Here is a 26,302-nt window from a genome sequence, read left to right as displayed (position 1 = left end):
CGCCGCACCCCGCACGTGCGGCGCCGATGGGAGCGTGCAATCACCTTGACCACCGACACCAGGCGGGCGCTCGTCGTCCGCGGCGGCTGGAACGGGCACCAGCCCGTGACGATCAGCGACGGATTCCTCCCGTTCCTCAAGGAACAGGGGTTCGCCGTCGAGACCTCCGAGGACCTCGCGGTGTACGAGGACGCGGAGAAGCTCGCCGCCACCGACCTCATCGTGCAGTGCTGGACGATGGGCACCATCACGCCCGAGCAGCGCGAGAACCTCGCCGCGGCCGTACGGGCGGGCACCGGTCTCGCGGGCTGGCACGGTGGCATCGTCGACTGCTTCCACGACCACGGCTACCACCTGCTGACCGGCGGCAAGTTCGTGATGCACCCGCCGGGCTTCCACGACCACACCTACACCTTCCTGCCCGAGCGCGCGGACCACCCGGTCATCGCCGGCCTCGACGACTTCTCCGTGCACAGCGAGCAGTACTGGGTCCTCACCGACCCGCGTATCGAGGTCCTGGCCACCACCACCTTCCCGGCCGCGGAACCGCACGACGGACCCGCCGTGATGCCCGCCGTGTGGACCAGGACCTGGGGAGCGGGGCGGGTCTTCGTCTCGACCATCGGGCACAAGCCCGACGACTTCGACGTGCCCCAGGTCCGGACGCTGACCGAGAGGGGACTGCTGTGGGCGAGCCGCTGAAGCCTCTGAACGTCGGCATCGTGGGCGCGGGGAAGATCAGCGGCGCCTACCTGTCCACGCTGGAGCGCCTGACGTCGGTGCGGCTCACCGCCGTCACCGACCTCGACACCGGCCGCGCGCGGGCCGTCGCGGAGCAGGCCGGTGACGGCGTCTCCCTCGCGCCGACCGTCGCCGGCCTGGTCGCCCGCGACGACGTGGACGCCGTCCTCAACCTCACCGTCCCGGCCGCGCACGCGGACGTCGCTCTGACGGCACTCGCCGCGGGCAAGCACGTGTACGGCGAGAAGCCCCTCGCCGTCGACCGCGAGGAGGCCGGCGCCGTGCTCGCCGCGGCGCGTGCGGCCGGACGGCGGCTCTGCTGCGCCCCCGACACCGTCCTCGGTACCGGAACGCAGACCGCGCGCAGGGCCGTTGACGACGGTCTGATCGGCCGGCCGGTCGCGGCCACCGCCTTCATGACGACCGCGGGCCACGAGAAGTGGCACCCGGATCCTGAGTTCTACTACCGTCCCGGAGGCGGCCCCCTGCTCGACATGGGCCCGTACTACCTGTCGGCCCTGGTCCACCTGCTCGGCCCCGTGGTCAAGGTGACCGGTGCCTCCTCCCGGCCCCGCACCGAGCGGACCATCGGCAGCGGGCCGCGTGCGGGGGAGACCTTCCCGGTCGAGGTGGACACCCACATCACGGGCGTCCTGGAGCACGCGGACGGGGCCCTGTCCACGCTGGTGATGAGCTTCGACGTGCGCGCCGCGCGGCTGCCGCGCATCGAGGTGCACGGCACCGGCGCCTCACTGTCCGTGCCGGACCCGAACAACTTCGACGGTCCCGTCGAGATCCACCGCGGCGACGGCTGGGAAACGCTGCCCGTGTCGGCCGGCTACCGGGGCGCGGGGCGGGGCGCGGGCCTCGCGGATCTGGCCGAGGCGCTCCACAGCGGCCGCCCGCACCGTGCGTCCGCGGAGCTCGCCGCACATGTCCTGGACGTCATGCTCACCCTCATGGACGCGGCGGCCGAGGGCCGGGCACTGCCGGTGACCACCACCTGCGAGCGCCCCGCTCCGGTGGCGGACACCAGCCTCTGACCGGCCTCGACCGCCGCCGGCGACCTCCCCGCCGACACTCACGCTCGGCATCACCCGGCTCGGCGCCGCTCTGCTCCAGGACACCTGGCCGGCGCCACCCGCCGAGCCCCCGCGCCCGCCCGCAGCAACAGGAGACACCTCTCATGCACGACGACCGGAACCTGGTCGAAGCACGTCTGGACCGCGTCCTCAGGGAACGCATCCGGCCGGCCGTCCACCCCGTCACCACCCCCCTGAACGTGGAGATCTGGTCCACGTCGGGCGAGCCCGTCCCGCCGGCCGAGGGCCTCACGGCGCCGGACCGGCCCATCACCCCGGGCACCGCGTGGGGCGCGCCCTGGGGGACCAGCTGGTTCAAGGTCACCGGGACCGTCCCCGCGGAGTGGGCGGGCCACACCGTCGAAGCCGTGCTCGACCTCGGCTTCACCCCGCGCACGCCGGGCTTCCAGTGCGAGGGGCTCGTCCACCGGCCCGACGGCACCCCGGTCAAGGGCCTCCACCCGCGCAACTCGTACGTCCGCGTCGGATCACCGGTGGCCGGCGGGGAGCAGGTCGACTGGCGGATCGAGGCCGCCTCCAACCCCGACATCGACGCGAGCGGCGTGCCGTTCCAGCCGACGCCGATGGGAGACAGGGCCACCGCCGGCGACGCGCCGCAGTACGTCCTGGGCGAGATGAACCTGGCCGTGTTCGACGAGACGGTGTGGAACCTGGTCATGGACCTGGAGGTCCTCGGCGAACTGATGGCGGAACTGCCGGTGGAGGGGGCGCGCCGCTGGGAGATCCTGCGGGCGGTCGGCCGGGCGCTGGACGCCCTCGACCTCCAGGACGTGAACGGTACGGCGCGGGCCGCCCGCGAGGAACTGGCCGGTGTGCTCGCCGCCCCTGCCGTTCCCGCCGCGCACCGCATCAGCGCGGTCGGGCACGCGCACATCGACTCGGCCTGGCTGTGGCCGCTGCGCGAGACGGTGCGCAAGGTCGCCCGCACGACGTCGAACATGACGGCCCTCCTGGAGGAGGAGCCGGACTTCGTCTTCGCGATGTCGCAGGCCCAGCAGTTCGCCTGGATCAAGGAGCACCGGCCGGAGGTGTACAGGAAGGTCAAGAAGGCGGTCGCGGACGGGCGGTTCGTACCCACCGGCGGGATGTGGGTCGAGTCGGACACGAACATGCCGGGCTCGGAGGCGATGGCCCGTCAGTTCGTGCACGGCAAGCGGTTCTTCCTGGACGAGTTCGGCATCGAGAACGACGAGGCGTGGCTGCCCGACACCTTCGGCTTCGCGGCCGGACTGCCGCAGATCATCAAGGCGGCCGGTTCCAAGTGGCTGCTCACCCAGAAGATCTCCTGGAGCAGGACCAACACGTTCCCGCACCACACCTTCCAGTGGGAGGGCATCGACGGCAGCCGGATCTTCACGCACTTCCCGCCCGTCGACTCGTACAACTGCGAGATGAGCGGTCAGCAGATCGCCCACGCCGCGCGGAACTTCAAGGAGAAGGGCGTCGCCTCCCGGTCCCTCGCGCCGACCGGATTCGGTGACGGCGGGGGCGGCACCACCCGCGAGATGGTCGCCAAGGCCGCCCGCATGGGCAGTCTCGAAGGATCGGCGACCGTGGAGTGGGAGACCCCCGCCGGCTTCTTCACCAAGGCCGAGGCCGAGTACCCCGACCCGCCCGTCTGGGTCGGAGAGCTGTACCTCGAACTGCACCGCGCCACCCTCACCAGCCAGGCGCAGACGAAGCGCGGCAACCGGCGCAGCGAGTCGCTGCTGGCAGAGGCCGAGCTGTGGGCCACGACCGCTGCGGTGCGGACCGCGTTCCCCTACCCCTACGAGGAACTGGACCGGATCTGGAAGACGGTGCTGCTGCACCAGTTCCACGACATCCTGCCCGGCTCGTCCATCGCCTGGGTGCACCGCGAGGCGCGCGAGACCTACGCGCGCCTCGCCGCGGAGCTGGAGGACATCATCGGCGGGGCGCAGCGCGCGCTGGCCGGTGACGCGTCCGGCGGCACCGATCTGGCTTTCAACTCCGCACCGCACAGCCGTGGTTCGGTGCCCGCAGGCGGTGCCTCGCCCCGGCCGGCGCACAAGGAGGCGGTGGTCCCCGTACCGCTCGACGGTGGTGGATACGTCCTGGACAACGGCCTTCTGCGGGTCGAGATCGATGGACGCGGCCTCGTCGTCTCCGTGTACGACCACGGCGCGGAGCGCGAGGCCATCGCGCCGGGGCAGGCGGCCAACCTGCTCCAGCTGCACCCCGACTTCCCCAACCAGTGGGACGCCTGGGACGTCGACGCCTTCTACCGGAACGTCGGCACTGACCTCACCGAGGTCACCGAACTGGCCGCCGACGGCGCGGCGGTGCGCGTCGAGCGGTCCTTCGGTGACTCCCGCGTCGTCCAGCTCCTGACGGTCCCGGCCCGCGCCAAGCGGCTCGACATCGCCACCGAGGTGGACTGGCACGAGACCGAACGCTTCCTGAAGCTGGCCTTCCCGCTGGACGTGAAGGCCGACCGGTACGCCTCCGAGACCCAGTTCGGCCACGTCTACCGGCCCACCCACCAGAACACGAGCTGGGAATGGGCCAAGTTCGAGGCCTGCAACCACCGTTTCGTGCACGTCGACGAACCGGGCTGGGGCGTCGCGATCGTGAACGACGCGACCTACGGCCATGACGTGACGCGTGCCGTGCGGACCGGGGCCGACGCCGGCACGACCACGACCGTACGGGCCTCGCTGCTGCGTGCGCCCCGCTACCCCGACCCCGAGACCGACCAGGGCGTCCACCGGTTCCACCACGCGCTGGTGCCGGGCGCGACGATCGGTGACGCGGTCCGCGAGGGCCACCGGGCCAACCTGCCGGAGCGGCGGGTCACCGGCACCGCCGCGGAGGTCGCGCCCCTGGTGACGGTGGACAACGACGCCGTCGTGGTCAGCGCGGTGAAACTGGCCGACGACCGCAGTGGTGACCTGGTCGTCCGCCTCTACGAGGCGCATGGCGGACGGGCCCGCGCCACCGTGCGGGTCGACGGCTTCGCCACCGCGCGGGCCGTCCCGGCCGATCTCCTGGAGCGCCCCCTGAACGACGCGGAACGGCCGGCTGAGCACGCCGGCGGCGTCGTGCTCGCGCTGCGGCCGTTCCAGCTGGTCACCCTGCGCCTGCCCCGAGCCTGACGACGTGCCGCCCGGGACGGCGGCACCCGAGCCGGGAGGCCGTCGGCGCACGCCCCGCCGCCGGCGTCCCGGTGAGCCGGACGGCCAGTACGTACCGGAAGAGGACCGAGAAGGGGATCCCGCATGCCAGCCCGAGCCGCACACCCCGAACCACCGGACTCGCAGGAACCACCCGAGCCACCGGATTCACAGGAACCACCCGACCCACCGGAGCCGCGGCAGCGGCCCGGATCGTCCGGGCCACCCGGACAGCCGGAGCCGTCCGAGCGGCCGGCCGCGGTCTGCGTCATGGACCCCGCCGTGGCCGATTCCGTACTCCCCGCCGACCTGCGCAACCGCCTGTCCGAGGCCGTCCGCCTCGCTCCCGCCCCCGTCGGGCGCGATCTGGCGGCGGCGCTGGGCGACGCGGAGGTCCTGATCAGCGGCTGGGGCTGCCCCCGGCTGACCGCCGGTATCCTCGCGCGGGCTCCTCGGCTGTGCGCCGTCATCCACGCGGCCGGGACCGTCAAGTCCCTGGTGAGCGACGCGGTGTGGGAACGCGGCATCGTCGTGTCGTCGGCCGCCGATGCCAATGCGGGACCCGTCGCCTCGTACACCGTCGCCCTCATCGGGCTCGCCGCCCGCCGGACCCTGACGATGGCCGCCGGATATCCCGGCGTGTGGCCCGGCGCCGCCGACCGCTGCGGCGCCGACGGACTCACCGTGGGCATCGTCGGCGCCTCGCGCATCGGCCGCCGGGTGATGGCCGAACTGGCCAGGTCCGGCGCGGATCACGAGATCCTGCTGTACGACCCGTACATCACGGATGAGACCGCGCACCGGCTCGGCGCGCGGCGGACCGGCCTCGCCGAGCTGTTCCGGCTGTCCCGGGTGGTGAGCGTCCACGTTCCGCTGCTGCCGGAGACGGAGGGCCTGATCGACGCCGCGATGCTCGCGCTCCTGCCCGACGGGGGCGCGCTGATCAACACGGCCAGGGGCGCCGTCGTCGACACGGACGCCCTCGCCCGGGAGTGCGCGACCGGCCGCGTCGAGGCCTACCTCGACGTGACGGACCCCGAACCCCTGCCCGTCGGCCATCCGCTGTCGGCCCTGCCGAACGTGCTGCTCACCCCGCACATCGCCGGGGCGCAGGGCAGCGAGGTGCGACGGCTCGGGCAGTACGCGGTCGAGGAGACCGAGCGCTGGGTGGCGGGGGAGCCGCTGCTCGGCGAGGTCACCCGCGAAGCGCTCCCGCGGCTGGCCTGACCGGCCGCGCGCCCCGCGCGCTCGCTTCCCGCCCCCACGGACGTCACATCACTCAGCGCACCACCTCACGCAGCCGGCCCCGAGAGGCGGCCGACGATGCCTGATCCCCGGTGAAAGGGCTTGATGTCATGACAACACGTGAGCAACCGGCCGCCCGCGCGGCCGAGGAGGGCGGGCAGGCGGGCCGCGAGCGGCCCGGCCGCCCACCCCGCCGGCGCGACACGGCCCTGTTCTGGTTCCTGGTCCCGGGCATCCTGGTCCTGCTGCTGTTCCACTACATACCGCTGCTGGGCAACGTCATCGCGTTCCAGGACTATCAGCCCTACATCGGCATACTGCACAGCCCGTGGAACGGGCTGAAGAACTTCGAGGTCCTCTTCAACGGCGACGACCAGTTCGTCCGGGCCCTCGTCAACACGCTCGAACTGACCCTGATCCAGGTGGTGTTCGTCTTCCCGGTGCCGATTCTGCTGGCGCTGGCGCTGAACAGCCTGGTGAGCGAACGGGTCAAGAAGTGGGTGCAGAACGTCCTGTACCTGCCGCACTTCCTGTCCTGGGTGGTCGTCGTCGCCCTCTTCCAGCAGCTGCTAGGCAACGGCGGCATGCTCAACCTGTTCCTCCAGGCCCACGACATGGGCACCTGGAACATCATCGGGAACCCCGAGCTGTTCAAGACCCTGCTCACCTCCCAGGTCATCTGGAAGGACACCGGCTGGGGCACGATCCTCTTCCTGGCCGCGCTCTCCCGCGTCGACAACGACCTCTACGAGGCGGCGGCCATGGACGGCGCGAGCAGGCTGCGGCAGACCTGGCACGTCACCCTGCCCGCTCTGCGCGGCCTGGTGATCCTGCTCCTCATCCTCCGTCTCGGTGACGCCCTGTCCGTCGGCTTCGAACAGATCCTGCTGCAACAGGGGGGTGTCGGCCTGGAGAACAGCGAGGTCCTGGACACCTACGTGTACAACCACGGCCTCCTCGGCGGGGACTGGGGCGTCAGCGCCGCCGTCGGGCTCGTCAAGGGAGTCATCGGAGTCGCGCTCGTCCTGGGCGCCAACAAGATCGCCCACCTGTTCGGCGAGGAAGGAGTGTACAAGTCATGACCACACTGTCACCCGCACACCCGGTGCGCCGCAGGCCTCGCAGGTCCTACAGCGCCATCCCGGGGGAGACCCCCGGATCCCCGCCGTGGCGCGCCCTCAAATCGCTGATCCTGCTGATCTGCGTCGTGCTGGTCCTGCTGCCGTTCCTCGCGATCATCTCGACCTCGCTCGCCGACACCGGCCAGGTCACCAGGGCCGGCGGCTACGTGCTGTGGCCCGACAACCCCAGCTGGTCCGCCTACTCGGCGCTGCTCTCCGGTGGCCTGGTGTCCAAGGCCATGCTGGTCAGCGTCGGCATCACCGTGGCCGGCACCGCGCTGAGCCTCGTCTGCTCCATCATGCTGGCGTACGGGCTCAGCCGTCCCGGCTCCTTCGGCCACCGGCCGGTCCTCCTCATGCTGCTGATGACCATGCTGTTCGCACCGGGCGTCATCCCCAGCTACCTGATGGTCAAACAGCTCGGCCTGATCAACAGCTACTGGTCGCTGATCCTGCCGACCATGATCAACGCGTTCAACGTGATCGTGCTGCGCTCCTTCTTCATGAGCATCCCGAAGGAGCTGCTGGACTCCGCGCGCATCGACGGCGCCTCCGAGACGACGATCCTCACCAGGATCGTGCTTCCGCTCTCCAAGGCCGCGGTGGCCGTCATCGGCCTGTTCTACGCGGTGACGTACTGGAACGCGTTCTTCAACGCGCTGCTCTACATCAACGACGCGTCGAAGTGGCCCATGCAGCTCGTGCTGCGTACCTATGTCGTCAACAACGCCGCGCTCAGCGGCGGTCAGGTGGATGTCGCCGCCGGGGCGCCGCTGCCGCCCGCCCAGTCCCTCCAGGCCGCGATCCTCGTGCTGTCGATCGTGCCCATCGTGATCGTCTACCCCTTCCTCCAGCGCCACATGAACAAGGGCGTGATGGTCGGAGCGGTGAAGGGATAAAGGGGTAAACTGTCATGAACTCATCACTGAGTCGGCGCGGATTCCTGGCCTCGGCCGCCGGCGTCACGGCCGGACTGACCCTGGCCGGCTGCGGGGACTACCGCCCCGTGTCGGCCAAGGCCGCCAACGCCAAGGTGCCGCTCCCCGCCTACATCCCGTACAACGGCGTCCCGACGCCGATGCCGGCCACCGCCGCCGGTGTCGCGCCCGGGTATCTCAACTTCCCGGCCGAGCCGGTGAAGTCACTGCCGGGCGGCCCGCCCGCCAAGGGCCCGGCCATCGACATCATGACGCTGATCTTCAACCCGGTGCCGCCACCGGTCACGGACAACGTGATGTGGCAGGCCCTGAACAGAAGTGTCGGGTGCGATCTCAACTTCCAGATCTCACCGGTCAGCGACTACCCCAACAAGTTCGCCGTGACCGTCGCGGGCGGCGACCTGCCCGACACCATGCTGATGCTGCCGCCGAGCCAGAACTCCGCCGCCACCCCGGGCATGCTGGACGCGCTCTTCCAGGACCTCACCGAGCATCTCTCCGGTGACAGCATCCGGGACTACCCGTACCTCGCGAACATCCCGTCCCCCTCCTGGGCGCCCTGCGTGCTCAACGGTGGTATCTACGCGATCCCGATGCCCCGCCCGCTCTCCGGCGGCCCCGTCTACACCCGGCTCGACCTGATCCGCGAACGGGGCCTCGACCCGGACCCGAAGAGCTGGCAGGAGTTCTTCCAGCTTTGCAAGGACGTCACCGACCGCAAGCACAGCCAGTACGCCATGGGCGACCCCATCACCGCGTTCGACACCGTGATGCAGATGCTCGGGGGACCCAACAAGTGGCGTGAGGAAGGAGGGAAGTTCACCTGGTGGTTCGAGACCGAGGAGGCCAGGCAGACCCTGGACGCGGTCCGCCGGATGACCAAGGCCGGCGTGATGCACCCGGACGCCTACAGCGTCACCGGGAAGGTCAAGGACTGGTTCGGCACCGGACAGACCGTCCTGAACCCCGACGGGCCCGTGGCCTGGAACGACTACTACTCCATGTACGCCCCGGCCACGAAGGGCTTCGAACTCGGCTACCTGCTCGCGCCCGGCTGGGACGGCGGCGAGGGCGTCCAATGGCAGGGCCAGTCCTACTACGGCATGCTCATCATCAAGAAGGCGCCCAAGGAGCGGATCAAGCAGATCCTGCGCGCGATGAACGCGCTCGCCTCGCCCTTCGGCACGGACGGCTACCTGCTGCGCAAGTACGGCGTCCCCGGCACGGACCACACCCTCAAGGGGACCGACCCGATCCTCACCCCGAAGGGCCAGGCCGAGGTCGCCCTGCCGACCATCTTCGCCACGGACGCGCCCTTCACGCTGTACTACCCGTCCAGGCCGGAGATCGTGAAGACGCAGTACGCGTTCCAGAAGGAAGCGGTCCAACGGCTGCTCGCCAACCCGACCGAGGACCTCTACTCGCCGACCAACGCCAAGATGTCCGCGCTGCTCCAGAAGACCCTGGACGACACCCGCAAGGGCATCATGCAGGGCCGCGTCCCCCTCAAGGAGTGGAACGAGGCGATGCGGAACTGGCGCAAGCAGGCCGGCGACCGGATCCGCGCGGAGTACGAACAGGCATGGGAGAGCCGCCAGTCATGAACCGCACCCCCACCCAGGACCGCGCCCACTGGGAGCGCACCGCGGAACGGATGCTGCTCGCCGTACGGCCCTACGCCAGCGAGGAGCACGCCCTGATCGGCCTGCCCGGCGTCCCGAGCCACAACGGCGTCCACAGCGACGGTCTCGAAGGCTTCGCCCGCACCTTCCTGCTGGCCGGATTCCGGCTGGCGGGAGCGGGCGGAGCCGACCCGCTCGACCTCGCCGGCTGGTACGCCGCGGGCCTGGCCGCCGGTACCGACCCCGCGAGCCCGGAGCGCTGGCCCACCTTCGCCGAAAGCGGCCAGGCGAAGGTCGAGGCCGCCTCGATCGCGATCGCCCTGCACGAGACCCGGCCGTGGATCTGGGACCGCCTCGAAGAGCGGGTCCGGCAGCGGGTCCTGGACTGGCTGGCGCCCATGGTGGGCGACCCGATGCCGGGCAACAACTGGATCTGGTTCCAGGGCGTCACCGAGGCGTTCGCCCGCACGGCCGGCGGACAGTGGCGCCAGCAGGACCTGGACCGGGTCATCGCCCTCACCGACGGCTGGTACGCGGGCGAGGGCTGGTACTCGGACGGGCTCACCGGCGCCGCCCACCGCAACTTCGACCACTACAACGGCTGGGCCATGCACCTCTACCCGCTGTGGTTCTGCCGCATCCTCGGCGACGCCGCGCCCAGCGGACTCCTCGACCGCTACCGGGCCAGGCTGCACCGATTCCTGGCGGACCAGCGGCTCCTGATCGGCGGCAACGGCTCGCCGCTCGTCCACGGCCGCTCCCTCACCTACCGGCACGCCGCGCTCGCCCCGCTGTGGACCGGCGCGCTGTTCGACGCCACACCGCTGGCACCGGGGGAGACCCGGGCACTCGCCGGCCGGATGCTGGACCACTTCACCGACCACGGCGCCACCGACGAGAACGGCCTGCTGACACTCGGCTGGCACCGGCCCTTCCGCGGCATTCTGCAGGGGTACTCCGGCCCCGCCTCCCCGTACTGGGCGAGCAAGGGCTTCATCGGCCTCGCCCTGCCGCCCGAGCACCCGGTGTGGACCGAGGAGGTGTCCTCACTCCCCGTCGAGCAGGGCGACTTCACGCGGACCCTGACCGCGCCCGGCTGGCTCGTCTCCGGCACCGCCGCCGACGGGGTCGTCCGCGTCGTCAACCACGGCGGCGACCACGCGGACCCGGCCCGCCCGCACGCCGACGACCCCGGCTACGCCCGCTTCGCCTACTCGACGCACACCGCCCCGGAGACCCCCGGAGACCCCACGGTCCCCGGCGGCAGCGCGGACGCGGACCCGCTCGACAACGCGGTCGTCCTGCTGGACGCGGCGGGACGCGCCTCGCACCGGCGCCCCGCGGAACGGATCTCCATCGGCGGGGCCACGGCCGTCTCCCGGTCCCGCGCGCACTGGCCGCAGGACGCGACCTGGGACGTCTTCGGCGGGCCCGACACCCGCTACGCCCTGGGCCCCTGGATCACCACGGGTTCGGCCCTGCGGGGGTCCGTCGAAGTGCGTGCCGTACGGGTCGACGACTGCGCGGAGGACCGTGCGGACGGCGGGACGGCGGCCGGCCACCGGCTGCGTGTCGGCGGCTGGGCGCTGGCCGTCGATCCCCGCTCCGGGGCCGGCGCCGCGACCGTCGAGGGGGCCGCGGCCCGGGTCGAGGGGGCCGACGGGCTGGTCTCCGTCGTCATCGGGACCCACCGGCTGCCCCGCGCGGCCTCGGTGGCCGGAGCCGGCAGCAACGCCCTCGGCGCCTCCTCCGCCACCCCGGTCGTGGCGACCGAGGGACCCGTCACGCACGGCGCGGTCCACGTCGCCCTCATCCACCTCGGCGGCACCGGCCCCGGCGCCCTGCCCCAGGTCACCACCCGCGCCGAGGGCGACGCCCTGCTCGCGGACGTGAGCTGGCCCGACGGCGCGCACGACACCATCCGGCTGCCCGCCCCCGACGACACCGCGTACGACCCCTGGAAGGACCAGTTCCGTGCATGACGACCGCCGGATCATCGAGGACCGGATCCGCAAGCTGCTCGACCGGACCGTCCGCCCCGCCGTCTACAGCGCCGTACGACCGCTGGCCCTGAGCGCCTGGCGCGTGGACGGCGAGCCCGTCCCCGTCGCCGAGGCACTGGGCGCCGACTACGAGCCCTTCACGATCGGTGACGCCTGGGGCAGCCCCTGGCAGACGACCTGGATGCGGGCGCGCGCCGACATTCCCGGAGACTGGTCGGGGCGCCGCGTGGAGGCCGTCTTCGACCTCGACTTCGACCTGTCCAAGGGGCCCGGCGGCCAGGCCGAGGGCCTGGTCCACGATGCCCAGGGCACGCCGCTCCAGGGTCTGCACCCGTACAACCGCAGCGTGCTCCTCGACGGCTCAGCCACCGGCGGCGCCGCCATCGACCTGCTGATCGAGCTGGCCGCCAACCCGCCGATCGTCGGCAGCGCCGGACTGCACCTGCACCACGGCTCCCTGGAAACCGCCGGAAACGCGCCCCTCTACCGCCTCAGGCAGGCCGACATCGCGGTACGCGAGGAAGACGTGTGGCACCTCGTCCACGACATCGAGGTGCTCGACGAGCTGATGCACGAGCTGCCGCTCAGCTCCACCCGGCGCCACGAGATCCTCTACGCCCTGCGCCGCGCCGCCGACGCCGTGGACCCGGCCGATGTCGCCGGAACGGCGGCGCGCGCCAGGGCGCTTCTGGCCGACGCGCTGTCCCGGCCCGCGCACGCCTCCGCGCACACCCTCTCCGCCGTCGGCCACGCACACATCGACTCGGCCTGGCTGTGGCCGGTACGCGAGACCGTACGCAAGTGCGCGCGCACCTTCACCAACATGACCACCCTCGCCCAGGAGTACCCCGAGCTGGTCTTCGCCTGCTCCTCCGCCCAGCAGTACGCGTGGATGAAACAGCAGCGCCCGGACATCTACGCCCGGATGAAGAAGGCGGCTGCCGACGGCAACTGGGTGCCGGTCGGCGGCATGTGGGTCGAGGCCGACGGGAACCTGCCGGGCGGTGAGGCGCTCGCCCGCCAGCTCGTCTACGGACGACGCTTCTTCGCCGAGGAGTTCGGCGTCGGACAGCCCGGGATCTGGCTGCCCGACTCGTTCGGGTACACCGCCGCCTACCCGCAGCTCGCCAGACTGGCCGGCGCCGAGTGGTTCCTCACCCAGAAGCTCTCGTGGAACGAGACGAACCGGCTGCCCCACCACACCTTCGAATGGGAGGGCATCGACGGCTCGCGGATCTTCACCCACTGCCCGCCCGTCGACAGCTACAACGCCTCACTGACGGCCGGTGAGAACGCCCACGCCGAGGGCAACTTCAGCGACAAGGGCGTTGCCACCCGCTCCCTCGTCCCCTTCGGCTACGGGGACGGCGGCGGCGGGCCCAGCCGCTCGATGCTGGAGAAGGCCCGCCGACTGCGCGACCTCGAAGGCTCACCGAAGATCGTGGTCGAATCGCCCGACGCCTTCTTCGAGTCGGCACGCGCCGAACGCGAGGGCGCGCGACTGCCCGTCTGGCGCGGCGAACTGTACCTGGAGAACCACCGCGGCACCTACACCAGCCAGGCCCGCACCAAGCGGGGCAACCGGCGCAGCGAGGCGCTGCTGCGCGAGGCCGAGCTGTGGACGGCCACCGCCGCCGTACGGTCCGGCGCGCCCTACCCGTACGAACGGCTCGAATCGCTGTGGCAGCGGGTCCTGCTCAACCAGTTCCACGACATCCTGCCGGGCTCGTCCATCGCCTGGGTGCACCAGCAGGCCGAGCGGGAGTACGGCGAGATCCACGCCGAACTGGAGACGCTGATCGCGGAGGCGGCGGAGCGGCTGCCGGGCCGGCCCGCGCTCCTCAACGCCGGGCCGTACGCGCGCCGCGAGGTCGCCGTTCTCGCCGGCGACCCGGGGTTCCCCGGCGCACAGCACCTCGCCGACGGGCGTACGGCGGTCCTCGCGGAGGCCGGCCCGCTGGCCTCCGGCGGCACGGCACAGGCCCGCCAGCCCGTCACGGCCCGCGCGCAGGACGACGGATTCGTCCTCGACAACGGCGTGCTGACCGTCGTCGTGGACCGGCGCGGCCTGGTCACCTCGGTGTACGACCACACGGCACGGCGGGAGGCGATCGCCCCCGGCGCCGCCGGCAACCTCCTCCAGCTCCACCCCGACGACCCGAACCTGTGGTCGGCGTGGAACATCGACTCCTACTACCGCGACGTCGTGCACGACCTCGACACCTGCGAGTCGGTGGCACTCGCGGACGGGGGCCCGCTGCTCGCGTCGGTGCGGGTCGAACGCGTCCACGGCGACTCGCGGTTCGTCCAGCACATCGAACTCGCCGCCGAGAGCCGCCAGGTGACCGTACGCAACGAAATCGACTGGCAGGAGCGCGACACGGTACTGAAGGCCGCCTGGCCGCTGGATGTGCACGCGGAACGGGAGAGCGCGGAGATCCAGTTCGGCCATGTGCAGCGGCCCACCCACGAGAACACCAGCTGGGACGCCGCCCGCTTCGAGCTGTGGGCGCACCGCTGGGTGCACGTGGGCGAGCGGCACTGGGGCGCCGCGCTCCTGACCGACTCGACCTACGGGCACGACGTGCGCCGCGACACCCGCCAGGGCGGCGGGACCACCACGACGCTGCGCCTGACCCTGCTGCGCTCCCCGCACAGCCCCGACCCGCAGGCCGACCGGGGCACCCACCGCTTCGGCTACGCGCTGCTCGCGGGCGCCGGGATCGAGGAGGCCGTCGCGGGCGGCTACGCGCTGAACCTGCCGCTGCGGGCGGCCCCGGCGCAGGCGGCCGCGCTGGTCACGCTCGACACCACGGACGTGGTGGTGGAGTCCGTCAAGCTCGCCGACGACCGGAGCGGCGACGTCGTGGTGCGGCTGTACGAGGCGTGCGGGGGAGCGGTCGGGTCCCGGCTGAGCGCCGGATTCCCGCTCGCCGGGGCACAGGACTGCGACCTGCTGGAGCAGCCGGAGCGCGAGCTGGCGCCGGAGGACGGGGCGGTCGGCCTCGCGTTCCGGCCCTTCCAGATCCGCACGGTGCGCCTGCGACCGGCGGTGAGGAAGTGAAACCGCCAGGAGAGAGGGACAGTTGTGCCCCGGGGCGCGTTCGTCCCCGGCGCGCTGTCCCTCCCGCGTCGTACCATTCCATCGATTCTGTTGCCGTCGCAGGCGGGGCGGCGGTTCCGCCGCCGCCCGCCGAGGCTGGGAGAGGCACGTTGACGAGCAAGACGGCGAGCACGGAGAAGGGCGCCATCAGGCGTGGCACCAACCTGCCGAGGATGGGGGACTTCAACGAGTCCGTGATCCTCGACGCCATCCGCCGGCGGGGGAGCGGCGGCCTGAGCCGGGTGGAGCTCGCGCAGGCCACCGGCCTGTCCGCGCAGACCGTCTCCAACATCACCCGACGACTGCTCGACCAGGGCCTCGCCCGTGAGTCGGGGAAGCACAACACCGGCAGCGGCAAGCCCCGCACCCTGCTGGAGATCGTCCCCACCTCCCGGTACGCGGTGGGCGTCCACCTCGACCCCGCCGTGATCACCTGCGTCCTGGTGGACCTGCTCGGGAAGGTGGTGGCCCAGCGCAGCGGGCGTACCCCCAGTGGCGGCGACACCGACGGCACCGTCGCGGACATGGCCGCGTCCGTGTCCGGGATCGTGGCGGAGTCCGGGATCGACGACGGACGGATCCTCGGTCTCGGCATCGCAGCGCCGGGGCCCGTAGACGTCACCGCGGGTTGGGTGGTGGAACCGCCCGAACTGCATGGCTGGGGCCGCTATCCGCTGCGCGACCGGCTCAGTGAGGCGACCGGGCTCCCGGCCCTGCTCGACAAGGACGTCACGGCCGCCGTCGTCGCCGAGCGCTGGGCGGGGGCGGGTCCCGACAGCCGCAACCTGCTCTTCTTCTACCTCGGTACGGGTTCCGGCATGGGGCTCGTGGTGGACGACACCGTGCTGCGCGGCGTCTCCGGGAACGCGGGCGAGGTGGGCGGGCTGGGCGCCGCCTGCTCGACGCGGACCCTGGTCGAGGAGGCCATCGCGCTCGGCGTGCTCGGTGGCGAGTACACCGTGCTCGATCCGGCCGACGCGCAGAGCGGACTGGAGCGCCTCGGACAGCTCGCCGCGGAGGGGGACGCCCAGGCGGACGGCATCATCGAGCGCCTGGGGCTGCGCGTCGGCCGGGGGGTGTGCGCGGCGGCGACCCTGCTCGACGTGGACAGCATCGTCTTCGGCGGACCTGCCTGGCACGTACTGGGTGAGCGTCTCCTGGCCACCATCGAGCCGATGGTGGCCAGGTCCCCGTTCGTCAGGGCGACCCACGCCACGACCGTGGCCTCGACCACCCTGGGAGAGAACGTGGCTGCCGTCGGTGCGGCCTCCCTCGTCCTGGACCAGGCGCTCTCCGCGCAGCCGAGGTCCCTGCTGCTGGGCTGAGGGGACAACGGGCGAGGGGACACGCGGCCGGGGAGCCCCCGGGGCATAAGGCGCACGCCGTCATGGTGCGTTTGCAATAGCCCGCGCATGCAATTATTGTTATCGCTTGTAAGGCGCTGTTGCACGCGTGTCCCCCCGGAGAGTAGCGAGAACAACATGAGCTCCATCCCGAACATCACCCTCAACAACGGCGTCACCATGCCGCAGCTCGGCTTCGGCGTCTTCCAGGTCCCCGACGAGGCGACCACCGCCGCCGTAGCCACGGCCCTCGACGCCGGATACCGCAGCATCGACACCGCCGCGGTCTACGGCAACGAGCGGGGCGTCGGCCGGGCGCTCGCCGAATCCGGCGTCGCCCGTGACGAGCTGTTCATCACCACCAAGCTGTGGAACGCCGACCAGGGCTACGACTCCGCGCTGGCCGCTTTCGACGCCTCCCTGGACAAGCTCGGGCTCGACCACGTCGACCTCTACCTGATCCACTGGCCGACCCCGGCCCGCGACCTCTACTCCGACACCTGGCGCGCCCTGGAGAAGCTCCTCGCGGACGGGCGCACCCGCGCCATCGGCGTCTCCAACTTCCAGCCCGCCCACCTGGAGCGCCTGCTGAAGAGCGCCTCTGTCGTCCCGGCCGTCAACCAGATCGAGCTGCACCCCGGCCTCCAGCAGCGGGAGCTGCGCGAATTCCACGCCCGTCACGGCATCGCCACCGAGGCCTGGAGCCCGCTCGCCCAGGGCGCCGTCCTGAGCGACGAGGCGGTCGTCTCCCTCGCGGCGAAGCACGGCAGGAGCCCGGCCCAGATCGTCCTGCGCTGGCACCTGCAGACCGGCAACGTGGTCATCCCCAAGTCGGTGACCGAGGCCCGCATCCGCGAGAACCTCGACGTCTTCGGCTTCCGGCTGAGCGCCGGGGACGTCGAGGCCCTCACCGCCCTGGACCGCGCCCTGCGCACCGGACCGGACCCGGACACCCTCAACTGACCCTCCCCGGCCACCACCACATCGCCCCCACACAAGATCGAGGCACCACCCATGACCATCCGCTCCCTGCTGCCCGGCCGCATCGGCTTCGGCACCGCCCCCCTGGGGAACATGTTCCGCGCCATCCCCGACGAAGAGGCCGCCGCCACCGTGCAGGCCGCCTGGGACCAGGGCATCCGCTACTTCGACACGGCCCCGCTGTACGGCGCCGGCCTCGCCGAGATCCGCCTCGGCGACGTCCTCGCCGGTAAGCCGCGCGGCGAGTACGTCCTGTCCACCAAGGTGGGCCGGGTCGTCCTCGACGAGGTCGAGGACCCCACGAGCCGTCAACTCGGTGAAAAGGGAGCCCTGTTCGAGCACGGACGTCCCAACAGGATCGTCAACGACTACAGCGCAGAGGCGACGCTGCGCTCCGTCGAGGACAGCCTCAAGCGCCTCCGGACGGACCGCCTCGACATCGTCTGGGTCCACGACATCGCCCAGGACTTCTACGGCGACGGCTGGCTGTCCATGTACGAGAGCGCCCGCACCGGTGCGTTCCGCGCCCTGACCCGGCTGCGGGAGGAGGGGGTCATCAAGGCCTGGGGGATCGGCGTCAACAAGGTCGAGCCGCTGGAGATGACGCTGGACCTGGACGAGCCGCGCCCCGACGCGTTCCTCCTCGCCGGACGCTACACCCTGCTCGACCATTCACGAGCGCTGCAGCGCCTCCTGCCCGCCGCGGCCGAGCGCGACGTCGACATCGTCGTCGGCGGCCCCTACAGCTCCGGCATCCTCGCCGGCGGCAACCACTACGAATACGCGGAGGCGCCCGCCGCCATCGTCGAGAAGGTGAGCCGGATCAAGGCGCTGGCGCAGGAGCACGGCATCGGCATCAAGTCCGCCGCGCTCCAGTTCGTCCTGGCGCACCCGGCCGTCGCCGCGGCCATCCCCGGCGCGACCCGCCCCAGCCGCATAGCCGAGGACCTCGGCGCGCTCACCGAAAATGTGCCGTACGCCTTCTGGAAGGCGCTGCGGGACCAGGAGATCATCGCCCACGACGCACCCGTTCCCCTACGGGAAGCGTCATGACCTCCACGACCGCCACCCTCACCACCGCGTGGTCCGCGGACCGGGTCTGGCAGCTCATCGGCGGCTTCGGCTCCCTGCCGGACTGGCTCCCGTACATCAAGGAGAGCCGGTTCGGTGAGGGTGCCCGGCTGCGCACTCTGACGAACGAGGAGGGCGGCGTCATCGTGGAACGCCTGGAGTCCTTCGACGAGCGGGCCCGCAGCTACGCCTACTCCATAGTCCGGGCACCCTTCCCGGTCACGGGCTACCGCTCCACGCTCAAGGTCGTCGACCTGGGCGCGGCGGGGTCCAGGGTGGAGTGGTCGGGGACGTTCACACCGGACGGAGTCGCCGACGGCGAGGCGACCGCCCTCTTCGGGGGCATCTACCGCGACGGGCTCGCCTCACTGGAGAGGACACTCTCCGCCTGACCCGGCGGACAGTGCCGCCCACGTCCAAACAAATAAGGCTGGTTGATAAGGTAGCCTTACTATGTGAACGAAGATCTGGACCCCGGAAAGGTCGCCGCCTCCCTTCTCGTGGGCGTCGGCGCGCTGCTGCGGCGCGTGCGGCAAGTGCCCACCGGGGGAGGGCTGACGATGCCGGAGCGGACCGCCCTGTCGCAGCTGGAACGTACGGGGCCCACCACTTCCTCCGCGCTGGCCCGGGACGCGCAGATCACCGCCCAGGCCATGGGGGCGACGCTCGCCGCGCTGAGGTCCCGGGGACTGGTCGAGCGCAGCCCCGACCCGGACGACGGCAGGCGCGTGGTGCTGACCGTGAGCGACGCCGGCCGGCGGGAGCTGAAGGACAAGCGCAACGCGCGCACCGAGCTCATCGCCAAGGCCCTGGCCGACGGCGCGTTCACCCCGGCCGAGCTGGAACAGCTCGCGGCGGCAGGGCCACTGCTGGACCGGCTGGCCCGGACCATCTGAACATCTGACACCGGAGGCCATGGAACGATGTGGCTGATCGCCTGGCAACGCCACCTTCGCGGCCGGACTCAGCGCCGTCCTGATCGCGGTCACCTTCCGCCTCCTGCCCTGCGGCGGGCACACCATGGGCTGGACCGATCCGCTGACCGACGGGCTGATAGCCGGGGGACTGATCCTCCTGGCGGCGTTCGTCGTCATCGAGAACCGCGTCTCCGCGCCCATGATCGAACTGAGCCTGTTCCGCCTGCGGGCCCTCACCTTCGGCACCCTGGCGGGCCTGGCCGTCTCGATCGGCCGAGGCGGTATGCGGTTCGTACTGATCATCTGGCCGCAAGGCATCTGGCTGCCGCTGCACGGCTACGACTACAGCGACACGCCCCTGTGGGCCGGCATCTTCATGCTGCCGCTGACGGCCGGATGCCTCGCCGCCGGGCCTGTCTCCGGCTATCTGTCCGACCGGATCGGCTCCCGGGGCCTGGCCACCGGCGGAGCGCTGCTCCTCGGCGCCGGCTTCCTGGGCCTGATGTTCCTGCCGATCGACTTCAGTTACTGGATATTCGCCGTGCTGATCACGCTGAACGGGATCGCCGGCGGCATGTTCGCCGCCCCCGACTCCTCCTCGATCATGGGCAGCGCGCCCGCCCGGCTGCGTGGCGTCGCCTCCGGCATGCGCGCCACATTCCAGAACTCCGGCACCGCCGTCCATCGGCGTGTTCTTCTCCCTCATGATCGCCGGACTGGCCGGCAGCCTCCCGCACACGCTGACCGGCGCACTGCGACAACAGGGCGTCCCGGCACACGTCGCCGGCCAGGTCGGCAGCCCGCCCCCGGTCTCGTCGCTCTTCGCCGCCCAGCTGGGTGTCAGCCGCCCAGCTGGGTGTCAACCCGATCCAGCACCTGCTCCAGCCCACCGGCGCCCTCACGCACCTCTCGGCCGCGCAGCAACTGGCCCTGACCGGAAGAGAGGTCTTTCTGTCCCTGATCGACGGACCCCTCCCACTCCGGCCTGGTCATCGTGTTCGCCTTCGGCGCGGCCCTCGCGCTGCTCGCCGCGATCGCCTCCGTTCCGCGCGGCAGTAGCCCCGCCGTCAAGGCCCGGTGCCGCACGAGACCCCCACCGTCGACCCCCTCGCGCGACCGCGGAGGTAGTCCGGCGGCAGCAACCGCCGAAGCGGCTGCGACCACCGCACTGTCCGGCCCGGCAACCGGTCCGCATCCACAGGAGAGACAACCGCATGACACTGACTACGATCGATCCCAGGCCCGCGCTCGTCGTGATCGACCTGCAGAAGGGCATCGTCTCCGCCCTGGCCGGCAGTCCACTCGCCGCCACCGCTGTCGAACAGGCGGCCCACCTGGCCGCCGCGTTCCGGCGCCACGAGCTGCCCGTGGTCCTCGTCAACGTCACCGGACGCGCGCCGGGACGTACCGACGCCGGACGGGCCGGGAGCGACGGCGTCCGGCCCGCCGGCTGGGCGGACCTCATCGACGAACTCGATGTCCGGCCGGCCGACCACCTGATCACCAAGCGGCGGCGCAGCGCGTTCCACGACACCGGACTCGACACCCTCCTGCGAGACCTGGGCGTCACCCAGGTCGTGCTCGCGGGCATCTCGACCAGCGCGGGCGTCGAGTCGACCGCACGATCGGCCTCCGACCACGGGTACCACGTCGTGATGGCCACCGACGCCATGTGCGACCCCGATCCCGAAGCCCACCGCCACAGCATCGAACGCGTCTTTCCCAAGATCGGTGAGACCACTGCCACCGCCGAGGTCATCGACATGGTGGAGGCGACCCGATGACCCTGCTCGGCAGGCTCCTGAACAACCGCAGAGCGGGCGAGGCCCATACGGCGTGGAACCTGCCGAACCTCCAGGGCCCCGCACTCCTGACCCTGACCAGCCGCCACTTCGCCCACGGCGAGGCCATGCCACCGCGGCACGCTGCGAAGAACGTCGGCGGCGGCAATCTCTCCCCCCACCTCACCTGGACCGCGCCGCCCCCGGGCACCGCCCAACTCCTCCTGGTCGTCGAGGACACCGACGTCCCCCTGCCCAGGCCCGCCGTGCACTGCGTAGCTCTCGTCGACCCGGCATCGGGAGACCTCGGCCCAGGCGCACTCGACGCGCGACGGCCCGCCGCCGGGGTGCGGGTGCTCCGTTCGACCATCGGACGGGGCTACCACGGCCCCGCGCCCGTCAAGGGCCACGGACCACACCGCTACACCTTCCAGCTGTTCGCCCTCGCGGCCACCGTGGACGGCGCCCTCGGCGCGGAGACGGCCGACCGGACACGGCCCCGCGCACTCCTGGGCGGCATCACAGCGCCCGTCCTCGCCCGGGGTCGGCTGACCGGCACCTACGAACGCTGACCTGGGACACGTGAGGTCTCCGCGACACCATCCGCGACGGGGTCACGACGACGGGCCGGGCGCACCCTCCCGGACGGACTCCCCGGATGCCGGCCGCGCCGGGCCGCCGTCCGGTGCGGCACCCCGCAGCGCGGCCTCGACACGGCGGTTGCCGGTCATGGTCGCGGTGAGGGCCGTCATAGTGAGGAGAAGGCCGGCGGCGGCGTAGAGCGGGGTGCGGACGTCGTACGAGGCGGCCAGCCATCCTCCGGCGAATGCGCCGAACGGGGCCGCGCACATGGCGAGCATGCGGGAGGTGGAGGCGACCCGCCCCATCAGGCGGGCCGGGACGATCGCCTGACGGAGGGAGGGCGCGAGCACCATCGTGGCGCCCATGCCCGCCCCGCAGACGGCGAGCGCGAGCCCGGCCAGGTACGGATTCGGGGCGGCGGCGAGTCCCAGGACGGCGAGGCCCTCGACCGCGGCCGTACAGGTCAGAGCGGTTCCGGTGCCGAGCCGCCGGCCGAGGAAGGAGGCGATGCCCGCCCCGAGCAGCCCGCCGGTGGCCTCCGCCGTGAGCAGCAGGCCGAAGCCGAAGGTGCCGATGCCGAGCCGGTCGTGCGCGAAGAGGGCGAGCACGGTCTCCACGGCGAGGAAGGCCACGTTCCCGACGGCCGGGCGGAGCGCGAGCCCGAGCAGCAACCGGTCCCGGAAGACGTACGAGGCCCCGTCTCGTGCCTCCCGGAGCAGCGACGCGCGGACGCCCCCGGCAGGCCGGGGCGCGGCGGGCAGCGACCGTACGAGCAGCGCGGAGAGTGCGAACGACACCGCGTCGGCGACCAGCGGAACCGCCCGGCCGACCGCGAGCAGCGCACTGCCCGCGGGCGGCCCCGCGAATCCGGACATGGCGGTCTGGGCGCCCCGCAGCCGGGAGTTGGCGCGCTCAAGGTGTACGGGGTCGCGGCCGAGCAGATCGGGCAGATAGGCCGTGGCGGCCGTGTCGAAGAAGAGTCCGCCGAGGCCGAGCAGGAAGGCGACGGCCGCGAGCAGCGGAATGCTCAGCAGATCGAGCGCTGCGGCCGCCGCCGGTATCACGAGCAGCAGGGCACGAGCGGTGTCCGCGACCCACATCGTGCGCCGGCGGTCCCAGCGGTCCGACAGCGCGCCGCCGACCACCCCGAAGAGCAGCCAGGGCAGCGTCCCGGCGGCCGTGACGACGGCGAGAGCCATCGGATCCCGTGTCAGCGTCAACGCGAGCAGCGGCAGTGCGGCATGCGTCACGCCGTCGCCGAGCGAGGAAACGGTCTGAGCGGTCCACAGCCGCCCGAACCCGGTCGGCAACTTCCCGATGTCGGAGGTCACTTGGCCTCTCCCTCGGCCTGATCGCGCGGCCCCGGCCGGAACAGCGCGAAGGCCAGCGACACGTCCGGCAGTGCCGGATCCGACAGCTGCCGGTACTCGTCGGCCAGCTCCTCCAGTCGAGCCCCCAGCTCCGTGAACTGCTTTTCCGTGAGCCGGAGATGAGCCATCCGGACATACCGTTCGCCATCCACGGGCGCCGCTTCCAGATCCGCCACCGCATGCCGCATCAGCACATCCGGCTGCCCGGTCCCCGGATCCGGCAGCACGATCGACCGCGCGGCCATCGCGTAGTACCGCTCGGTCACCCCTCGCACCTTCCGTGTCCGCACGACCTTCACCAGGCCGGCCCGCTCCAGCAGCCGCACGTGATAGCTGGAACTCCCCTTCGCGAGCCCCACCCGCCCGGCGATCTGCGTGATCGTCGCCGGTTCGAAGCGGAGCACGGCCATGATCCGGTGGCGCGTGAGGCTGGAGACGGCGCGCAGTTGCTCGTCGGTGGTGACGTGAAGCGTCTCGGGCAGATCATCGGTAGGCATGCGCTCAATGGTCAACGCTTCTTGACCATTGCGCAAGGGGGTTCCGTGACGTCATCCGCAATTCGCTGTCCACCGTGCTGAGTTGTCCCCGCCGACAGGCCGGCACCGGTAGCCAAAGCTCAACAACGGTGCAGTGGCGAGATGTTCAGCCGACGGCCATGTGAAGAACGAGGCCTGGAATCAGGCAGCCGGAGACAGCGGGCTTCTCACCCCGCGTCACCCGCAACGCGGTCGACTGGTCCGCGATCGCGGCGCCGGTCGCCGCCGGCCGTGGCATCTGCCTGCTGCCGCGCCTCGCGACGTTCCCGCAGAGCTACTAGCTCGTACGCATACCGTTGAACGGCGGAGTGCTCCCGATGCGGCGGCTGGTCGGCTTCCTCCGGCGCGGCTGGGGGAGTACGCCTCTGGTCACTGACAGGCTGCGGGCGCTGAGGGAGTCTGCTCGGCTCCGGGTAGCAGGTCTCTCATGACCGCCGGAGGCAGCGAGGCGTCGGCGGCGGTAGCCCCCACCACCTGCCAGTCGTCGGCGGCGAGCAGTTCGACCAGGGTCCGGGGTGGAAGGGCCGGGTGGCGGGCGGTCAGGGGCCGGGCCCGGCTGTCGGCGAGACAGGCGAGCGGCGGCGGTCCCCGCGCCTAGGGGTGCCGGGCGACCTCACGCAGTGCTCTGCGGGCCGGTGGAACGTGCCGGGCCAACTCGTCGAGCAGGGCCGGCGATGTGTCCGGATTGGCCGCCCCCCGGCCATGACCTGGACTCCGTGCCGTTCGACCATGGCCCGTAGCTGACGATCCAACAGGCCCGGTGCCTCGCGATGTACTTGACCGCCTTCGCTTCGGGATCGGCGGCCAGCCTGTCGCGGGCCCCGGCCGGCAGGTCGCGTCGTTGGGCCAGGAGCATCCGTACCGTGGGATCCGGCGAGCGGGACAGATCCTCGGCCTCGGAGGCGGTGGCCGCTGAGACCCGCGGCAGCGGCGTCGGTCCGATTCTGACGGCGGCCACAAGGCGGGGGAGTACGTCCAGCGGCACCCCGGGGTCGTGCGCGAGTGCGCGCTGCACGTCGTGGCCGGCGGCCGGCTTCCGGACGAGCGGCGCGTCGATCGCCGGGTTCCCCGCGAGTTCGGCCCGGACTCCGGGAACGGGGATCGCCCGCGAGCCTCAGCCCTGTCTCCGGCGGAAGGCCGGGGCGGGCGGCGAGCGCAGCATCATGGAAGGATGGCCGGCGAACCGGAGGAGAGCCTCGACCGGCGCGGCGGGATTCCGCAGTACCCGCTCGGCCGTTTCATGGACGGTGGATCCGTGGGAGCCGTCGCAGGCGGCACCGGACCGCAGACCGCAGTCGGACCGGGGGGCAGTGCGGATCGTGCGTGAACGGCGTCTCCATGCTGTCGCAGACCAGCCACCGTTCCGCCGGGGGAAGCCCCTCACCGTTGGCGAGCGCGGCCAGGAGATCCGGTGGCGGGGCCTCGTTCGCCGCAGCCGCGCGGCGGACCTCCGCGTCAGGATGGCGGGCGAGCCGGGCCGCCATGTCGGCTGTTGTCCACAGTGCCAGTTCCACGACGACCCGGATCTCCGGGTCCGCGGCGAGCATCTCCCGTACGTTGTCCGGAAGCCCGGGGCGCGGAAAGTGCCTTCCGCCTGGACCGGCATTACCTCTCGACAAGGTTCATCGTCCCAGCTCAGAAGGCATTTTCGCGTTCACGGACAGCAACCGATCCCACGTCGGCGAAACGGCGAAGCCCACCTTCGTCGACACAGGAGCGCACCGCGCGGCAGCGGGCCGAAGCCGAGACGTCAGCGAAGCGGCGAAGCCCACCTTCGTCGACACCGCGGTTGGGAGTGAGGATGAGCTACCTGCCAGCACTGGCTCACCGACGGGGGTGATCGCATCCCGCCAGACCCTGACCACCACCGTCCCTCACGCCAATCCACCCTCCGCGTCGGCCGCCGGAGTTGCCCGTCCCGCCCGTCTCGCCGAATCCGGCGGTCCCGCCGGCGCCGCCATCCGGCCCTGAGCTGCCACCACTGTTGCGCAGCGGGCGAAGAACGCCGAGGCGGTCCCGACGGCCACGACCTCGACGTGTGGTGCGGCGCAAAACAGCGCCCCACCAGGGGCGGGCTCGTCCAGCAGGATGTTGAACTATCTCCTGCTCATGGTCAAAACGGTGTCGCCCAAGGCGCTTTCGTCAGCGCGGCCGCGACCTTCAGGAGGACATAGGGGACTTTCGCTGATCTTCTTCTCAGTGTGAGTCGGCCCGATCCCGGGCCGCCCCGGGTTCTCGCGCTCTGGCTGTCCCACCGGGCACTCGAGAACCCCCGCTACCCGTCCCCTGGAGTTCCGCATGCCGATCCACCGCATCGCTGCCGCATCCCTGGCCACCGTGGCCCTCGCCCTCGGCGGCACAGCGCTCATCACGGCTCCCGCCGGCGCCGCCCCGGCATCCGCGCCCCGGGTGGCCGTCCCCGACCCGGCAGCCTGCGCCGCCGCCACGACCACTACTGCTGCTGCCGTAACCAATGCCAGTACCGCTGCGGTTGCCGCTGCGGCAGACGCGTCCAGCGCCGCGGCAGCCCTCAAGACCCTCACCGCGGCCCTGGCCGCCGTCCCGCCGGACGCGGCCGCCATCGCTGCCGCCAGTACGACCGCCACCGCCACCGCTGCCGCCGCTGTCACCTCGGCCAACGCGGCGGTCGATGCCGATACCACCGCCGCCACTGCTGCCGAGGCGGCAGTCGCCGCCTGCAAGGCCTAGGC

At 71.8% G+C, this 26,302-nt stretch carries 21 protein-coding genes; 18 read left to right on the top strand and 3 right to left on the bottom strand.

The genetic code is table 11. The features are described 5' to 3' along the window. Positions 1-45: 45 nt before the first annotated feature. The 17 genes from ACIP89_RS21930 (at position 46) to ACIP89_RS21850 (ending at position 21,675) form a co-directional block, all read left to right on the top strand. The gene (locus ACIP89_RS21930) at positions 46-702 is read left to right on the top strand and encodes a ThuA domain-containing protein (protein WP_401928517.1); all 657 of its coding nucleotides are present in this window, start codon (positions 46-48) and stop codon (positions 700-702) included. Continuing rightward, entirely contained in the window at positions 687-1,784 is a 1,098-nt protein-coding gene (locus ACIP89_RS21925; RefSeq protein ID WP_401929027.1) for a Gfo/Idh/MocA family protein, read from the top strand. The genes ACIP89_RS21930 and ACIP89_RS21925 overlap by 16 nt, the downstream gene beginning before the upstream one ends. A gap of 143 nt (positions 1,785-1,927) precedes the next feature. Beyond that, positions 1,928-4,960, top strand: coding sequence for an alpha-mannosidase (locus ACIP89_RS21920; protein ID WP_402116255.1), 3,033 nt, complete (start codon positions 1,928-1,930; stop codon positions 4,958-4,960). A gap of 288 nt (positions 4,961-5,248) precedes the next feature. Next, positions 5,249-6,205: a hydroxyacid dehydrogenase gene (locus tag ACIP89_RS21915; protein ID WP_402116254.1), complete on the top strand. Its 957-nt coding sequence runs from the start codon at positions 5,249-5,251 to the stop codon at positions 6,203-6,205. A 128-nt stretch (positions 6,206-6,333) separates the two neighbouring features. Beyond that, complete coding sequence (locus ACIP89_RS21910) at positions 6,334-7,305, top strand: ABC transporter permease (protein ID WP_401928525.1); 972 nt, start codon at positions 6,334-6,336, stop codon at positions 7,303-7,305. Continuing rightward, positions 7,302-8,243: a carbohydrate ABC transporter permease gene (locus tag ACIP89_RS21905; RefSeq protein ID WP_401928526.1), complete on the top strand. Its 942-nt coding sequence runs from the start codon at positions 7,302-7,304 to the stop codon at positions 8,241-8,243. Before ACIP89_RS21910 ends, ACIP89_RS21905 begins: the two co-directional genes overlap by 4 nt. A gap of 14 nt (positions 8,244-8,257) precedes the next feature. After that, positions 8,258-9,886: an extracellular solute-binding protein gene (locus ACIP89_RS21900; protein ID WP_401929022.1), complete on the top strand. Its 1,629-nt coding sequence runs from the start codon at positions 8,258-8,260 to the stop codon at positions 9,884-9,886. Then, positions 9,883-11,886: a DUF2264 domain-containing protein gene (locus ACIP89_RS21895; RefSeq protein ID WP_401929020.1), complete on the top strand. Its 2,004-nt coding sequence runs from the start codon at positions 9,883-9,885 to the stop codon at positions 11,884-11,886. The genes ACIP89_RS21900 and ACIP89_RS21895 overlap by 4 nt, the downstream gene beginning before the upstream one ends. Beyond that, the gene (locus ACIP89_RS21890) at positions 11,879-14,971 is read left to right on the top strand and encodes an alpha-mannosidase (RefSeq protein ID WP_402116253.1); all 3,093 of its coding nucleotides are present in this window, start codon (positions 11,879-11,881) and stop codon (positions 14,969-14,971) included. The genes ACIP89_RS21895 and ACIP89_RS21890 overlap by 8 nt, the downstream gene beginning before the upstream one ends. Positions 14,972-15,120: 149 nt before the next feature. Then, positions 15,121-16,335: an ROK family transcriptional regulator gene (locus tag ACIP89_RS21885; RefSeq protein ID WP_401929016.1), complete on the top strand. Its 1,215-nt coding sequence runs from the start codon at positions 15,121-15,123 to the stop codon at positions 16,333-16,335. 156 nt (positions 16,336-16,491) lie between these two features. Then, positions 16,492-17,316: an aldo/keto reductase gene (locus tag ACIP89_RS21880; RefSeq protein WP_401929014.1), complete on the top strand. Its 825-nt coding sequence runs from the start codon at positions 16,492-16,494 to the stop codon at positions 17,314-17,316. Between the two features lie 51 nt (positions 17,317-17,367). Beyond that, positions 17,368-18,387 (top strand): aldo/keto reductase, encoded by a 1,020-nt coding sequence (locus tag ACIP89_RS21875; protein WP_401929012.1) that lies wholly within the window; start codon positions 17,368-17,370, stop codon positions 18,385-18,387. Then, positions 18,384-18,797, top strand: coding sequence for an SRPBCC family protein (locus ACIP89_RS21870; protein WP_402116250.1), 414 nt, complete (start codon positions 18,384-18,386; stop codon positions 18,795-18,797). Before ACIP89_RS21875 ends, ACIP89_RS21870 begins: the two co-directional genes overlap by 4 nt. 63 nt (positions 18,798-18,860) lie before the next feature. After that, positions 18,861-19,301, top strand: a complete 441-nt coding sequence (locus tag ACIP89_RS21865) for a MarR family winged helix-turn-helix transcriptional regulator (protein WP_402116249.1) — start codon at positions 18,861-18,863, stop codon at positions 19,299-19,301. 79 nt (positions 19,302-19,380) lie between these two features. Beyond that, positions 19,381-20,256, top strand: a complete 876-nt coding sequence (locus ACIP89_RS21860) for an MFS transporter (protein WP_402116500.1) — start codon at positions 19,381-19,383, stop codon at positions 20,254-20,256. Positions 20,257-20,536: 280 nt separating this feature from the next. Continuing rightward, positions 20,537-21,106 (top strand): isochorismatase family cysteine hydrolase, encoded by a 570-nt coding sequence (locus ACIP89_RS21855; protein WP_402116247.1) that lies wholly within the window; start codon positions 20,537-20,539, stop codon positions 21,104-21,106. Then, on the top strand, positions 21,103-21,675 hold the full coding sequence (locus ACIP89_RS21850; RefSeq protein WP_402116245.1) for a YbhB/YbcL family Raf kinase inhibitor-like protein: 573 nt from the start codon (positions 21,103-21,105) through the stop codon (positions 21,673-21,675). The genes ACIP89_RS21855 and ACIP89_RS21850 overlap by 4 nt, the downstream gene beginning before the upstream one ends. A gap of 42 nt (positions 21,676-21,717) precedes the next feature. Here the strand turns inward: ACIP89_RS21850 and ACIP89_RS21845 are convergent, their stop codons facing one another. From ACIP89_RS21845 to ACIP89_RS21835, 3 genes are all read right to left on the bottom strand, one after another. Beyond that, positions 21,718-23,016: an MFS transporter gene (locus tag ACIP89_RS21845; RefSeq protein WP_402116243.1), complete on the bottom strand. Its 1,299-nt coding sequence runs from the start codon at positions 23,014-23,016 to the stop codon at positions 21,718-21,720. Beyond that, entirely contained in the window at positions 23,013-23,552 is a 540-nt protein-coding gene (locus tag ACIP89_RS21840; RefSeq protein ID WP_401928565.1) for a helix-turn-helix domain-containing protein, read from the bottom strand. The genes ACIP89_RS21845 and ACIP89_RS21840 overlap by 4 nt, the downstream gene beginning before the upstream one ends. A 1,277-nt stretch (positions 23,553-24,829) precedes the next feature. Next, positions 24,830-25,138: a hypothetical protein gene (locus ACIP89_RS21835; RefSeq protein ID WP_401928539.1), complete on the bottom strand. Its 309-nt coding sequence runs from the start codon at positions 25,136-25,138 to the stop codon at positions 24,830-24,832. Between the two features lie 751 nt (positions 25,139-25,889). Here ACIP89_RS21835 and ACIP89_RS21830 point away from each other — a divergent pair. After that, positions 25,890-26,300, top strand: coding sequence for a hypothetical protein (locus tag ACIP89_RS21830; RefSeq protein WP_401928540.1), 411 nt, complete (start codon positions 25,890-25,892; stop codon positions 26,298-26,300). Positions 26,301-26,302: the final 2 nt, after the last annotated feature.

Origin of the sequence: Streptomyces sp. NPDC088730, from assembly GCF_044751215.1 — a bacterium.
In the GTDB taxonomy this organism is placed as follows: domain Bacteria; phylum Actinomycetota; class Actinomycetes; order Streptomycetales; family Streptomycetaceae; genus Streptomyces.
This window is presented reverse-complemented; position numbering and strand designations above follow the sequence as displayed.

Coding starts and splice junctions, on each gene's coding strand:
- ACIP89_RS21830 (WP_401928540.1), top strand. CDS start 25,890: ATGCCGATCCACCGCATCGCTGCCGCATCCCTGGCCACCGTGGCCCTC.
- ACIP89_RS21920 (WP_402116255.1), top strand. CDS start 1,928: ATGCACGACGACCGGAACCTGGTCGAAGCACGTCTGGACCGCGTCCTC.
- ACIP89_RS21875 (WP_401929012.1), top strand. CDS start 17,368: ATGACCATCCGCTCCCTGCTGCCCGGCCGCATCGGCTTCGGCACCGCC.
- ACIP89_RS21915 (WP_402116254.1), top strand. CDS start 5,249: ATGGACCCCGCCGTGGCCGATTCCGTACTCCCCGCCGACCTGCGCAAC.
- ACIP89_RS21895 (WP_401929020.1), top strand. CDS start 9,883: ATGAACCGCACCCCCACCCAGGACCGCGCCCACTGGGAGCGCACCGCG.
- ACIP89_RS21870 (WP_402116250.1), top strand. CDS start 18,384: ATGACCTCCACGACCGCCACCCTCACCACCGCGTGGTCCGCGGACCGG.
- ACIP89_RS21835 (WP_401928539.1), bottom strand. CDS start 25,138: ATGCTCGCCGCGGACCCGGAGATCCGGGTCGTCGTGGAACTGGCACTG.
- ACIP89_RS21910 (WP_401928525.1), top strand. CDS start 6,334: ATGACAACACGTGAGCAACCGGCCGCCCGCGCGGCCGAGGAGGGCGGG.
- ACIP89_RS21900 (WP_401929022.1), top strand. CDS start 8,258: ATGAACTCATCACTGAGTCGGCGCGGATTCCTGGCCTCGGCCGCCGGC.
- ACIP89_RS21905 (WP_401928526.1), top strand. CDS start 7,302: ATGACCACACTGTCACCCGCACACCCGGTGCGCCGCAGGCCTCGCAGG.
- ACIP89_RS21880 (WP_401929014.1), top strand. CDS start 16,492: ATGAGCTCCATCCCGAACATCACCCTCAACAACGGCGTCACCATGCCG.
- ACIP89_RS21850 (WP_402116245.1), top strand. CDS start 21,103: ATGACCCTGCTCGGCAGGCTCCTGAACAACCGCAGAGCGGGCGAGGCC.
- ACIP89_RS21855 (WP_402116247.1), top strand. CDS start 20,537: ATGACACTGACTACGATCGATCCCAGGCCCGCGCTCGTCGTGATCGAC.
- ACIP89_RS21840 (WP_401928565.1), bottom strand. CDS start 23,552: ATGCCTACCGATGATCTGCCCGAGACGCTTCACGTCACCACCGACGAG.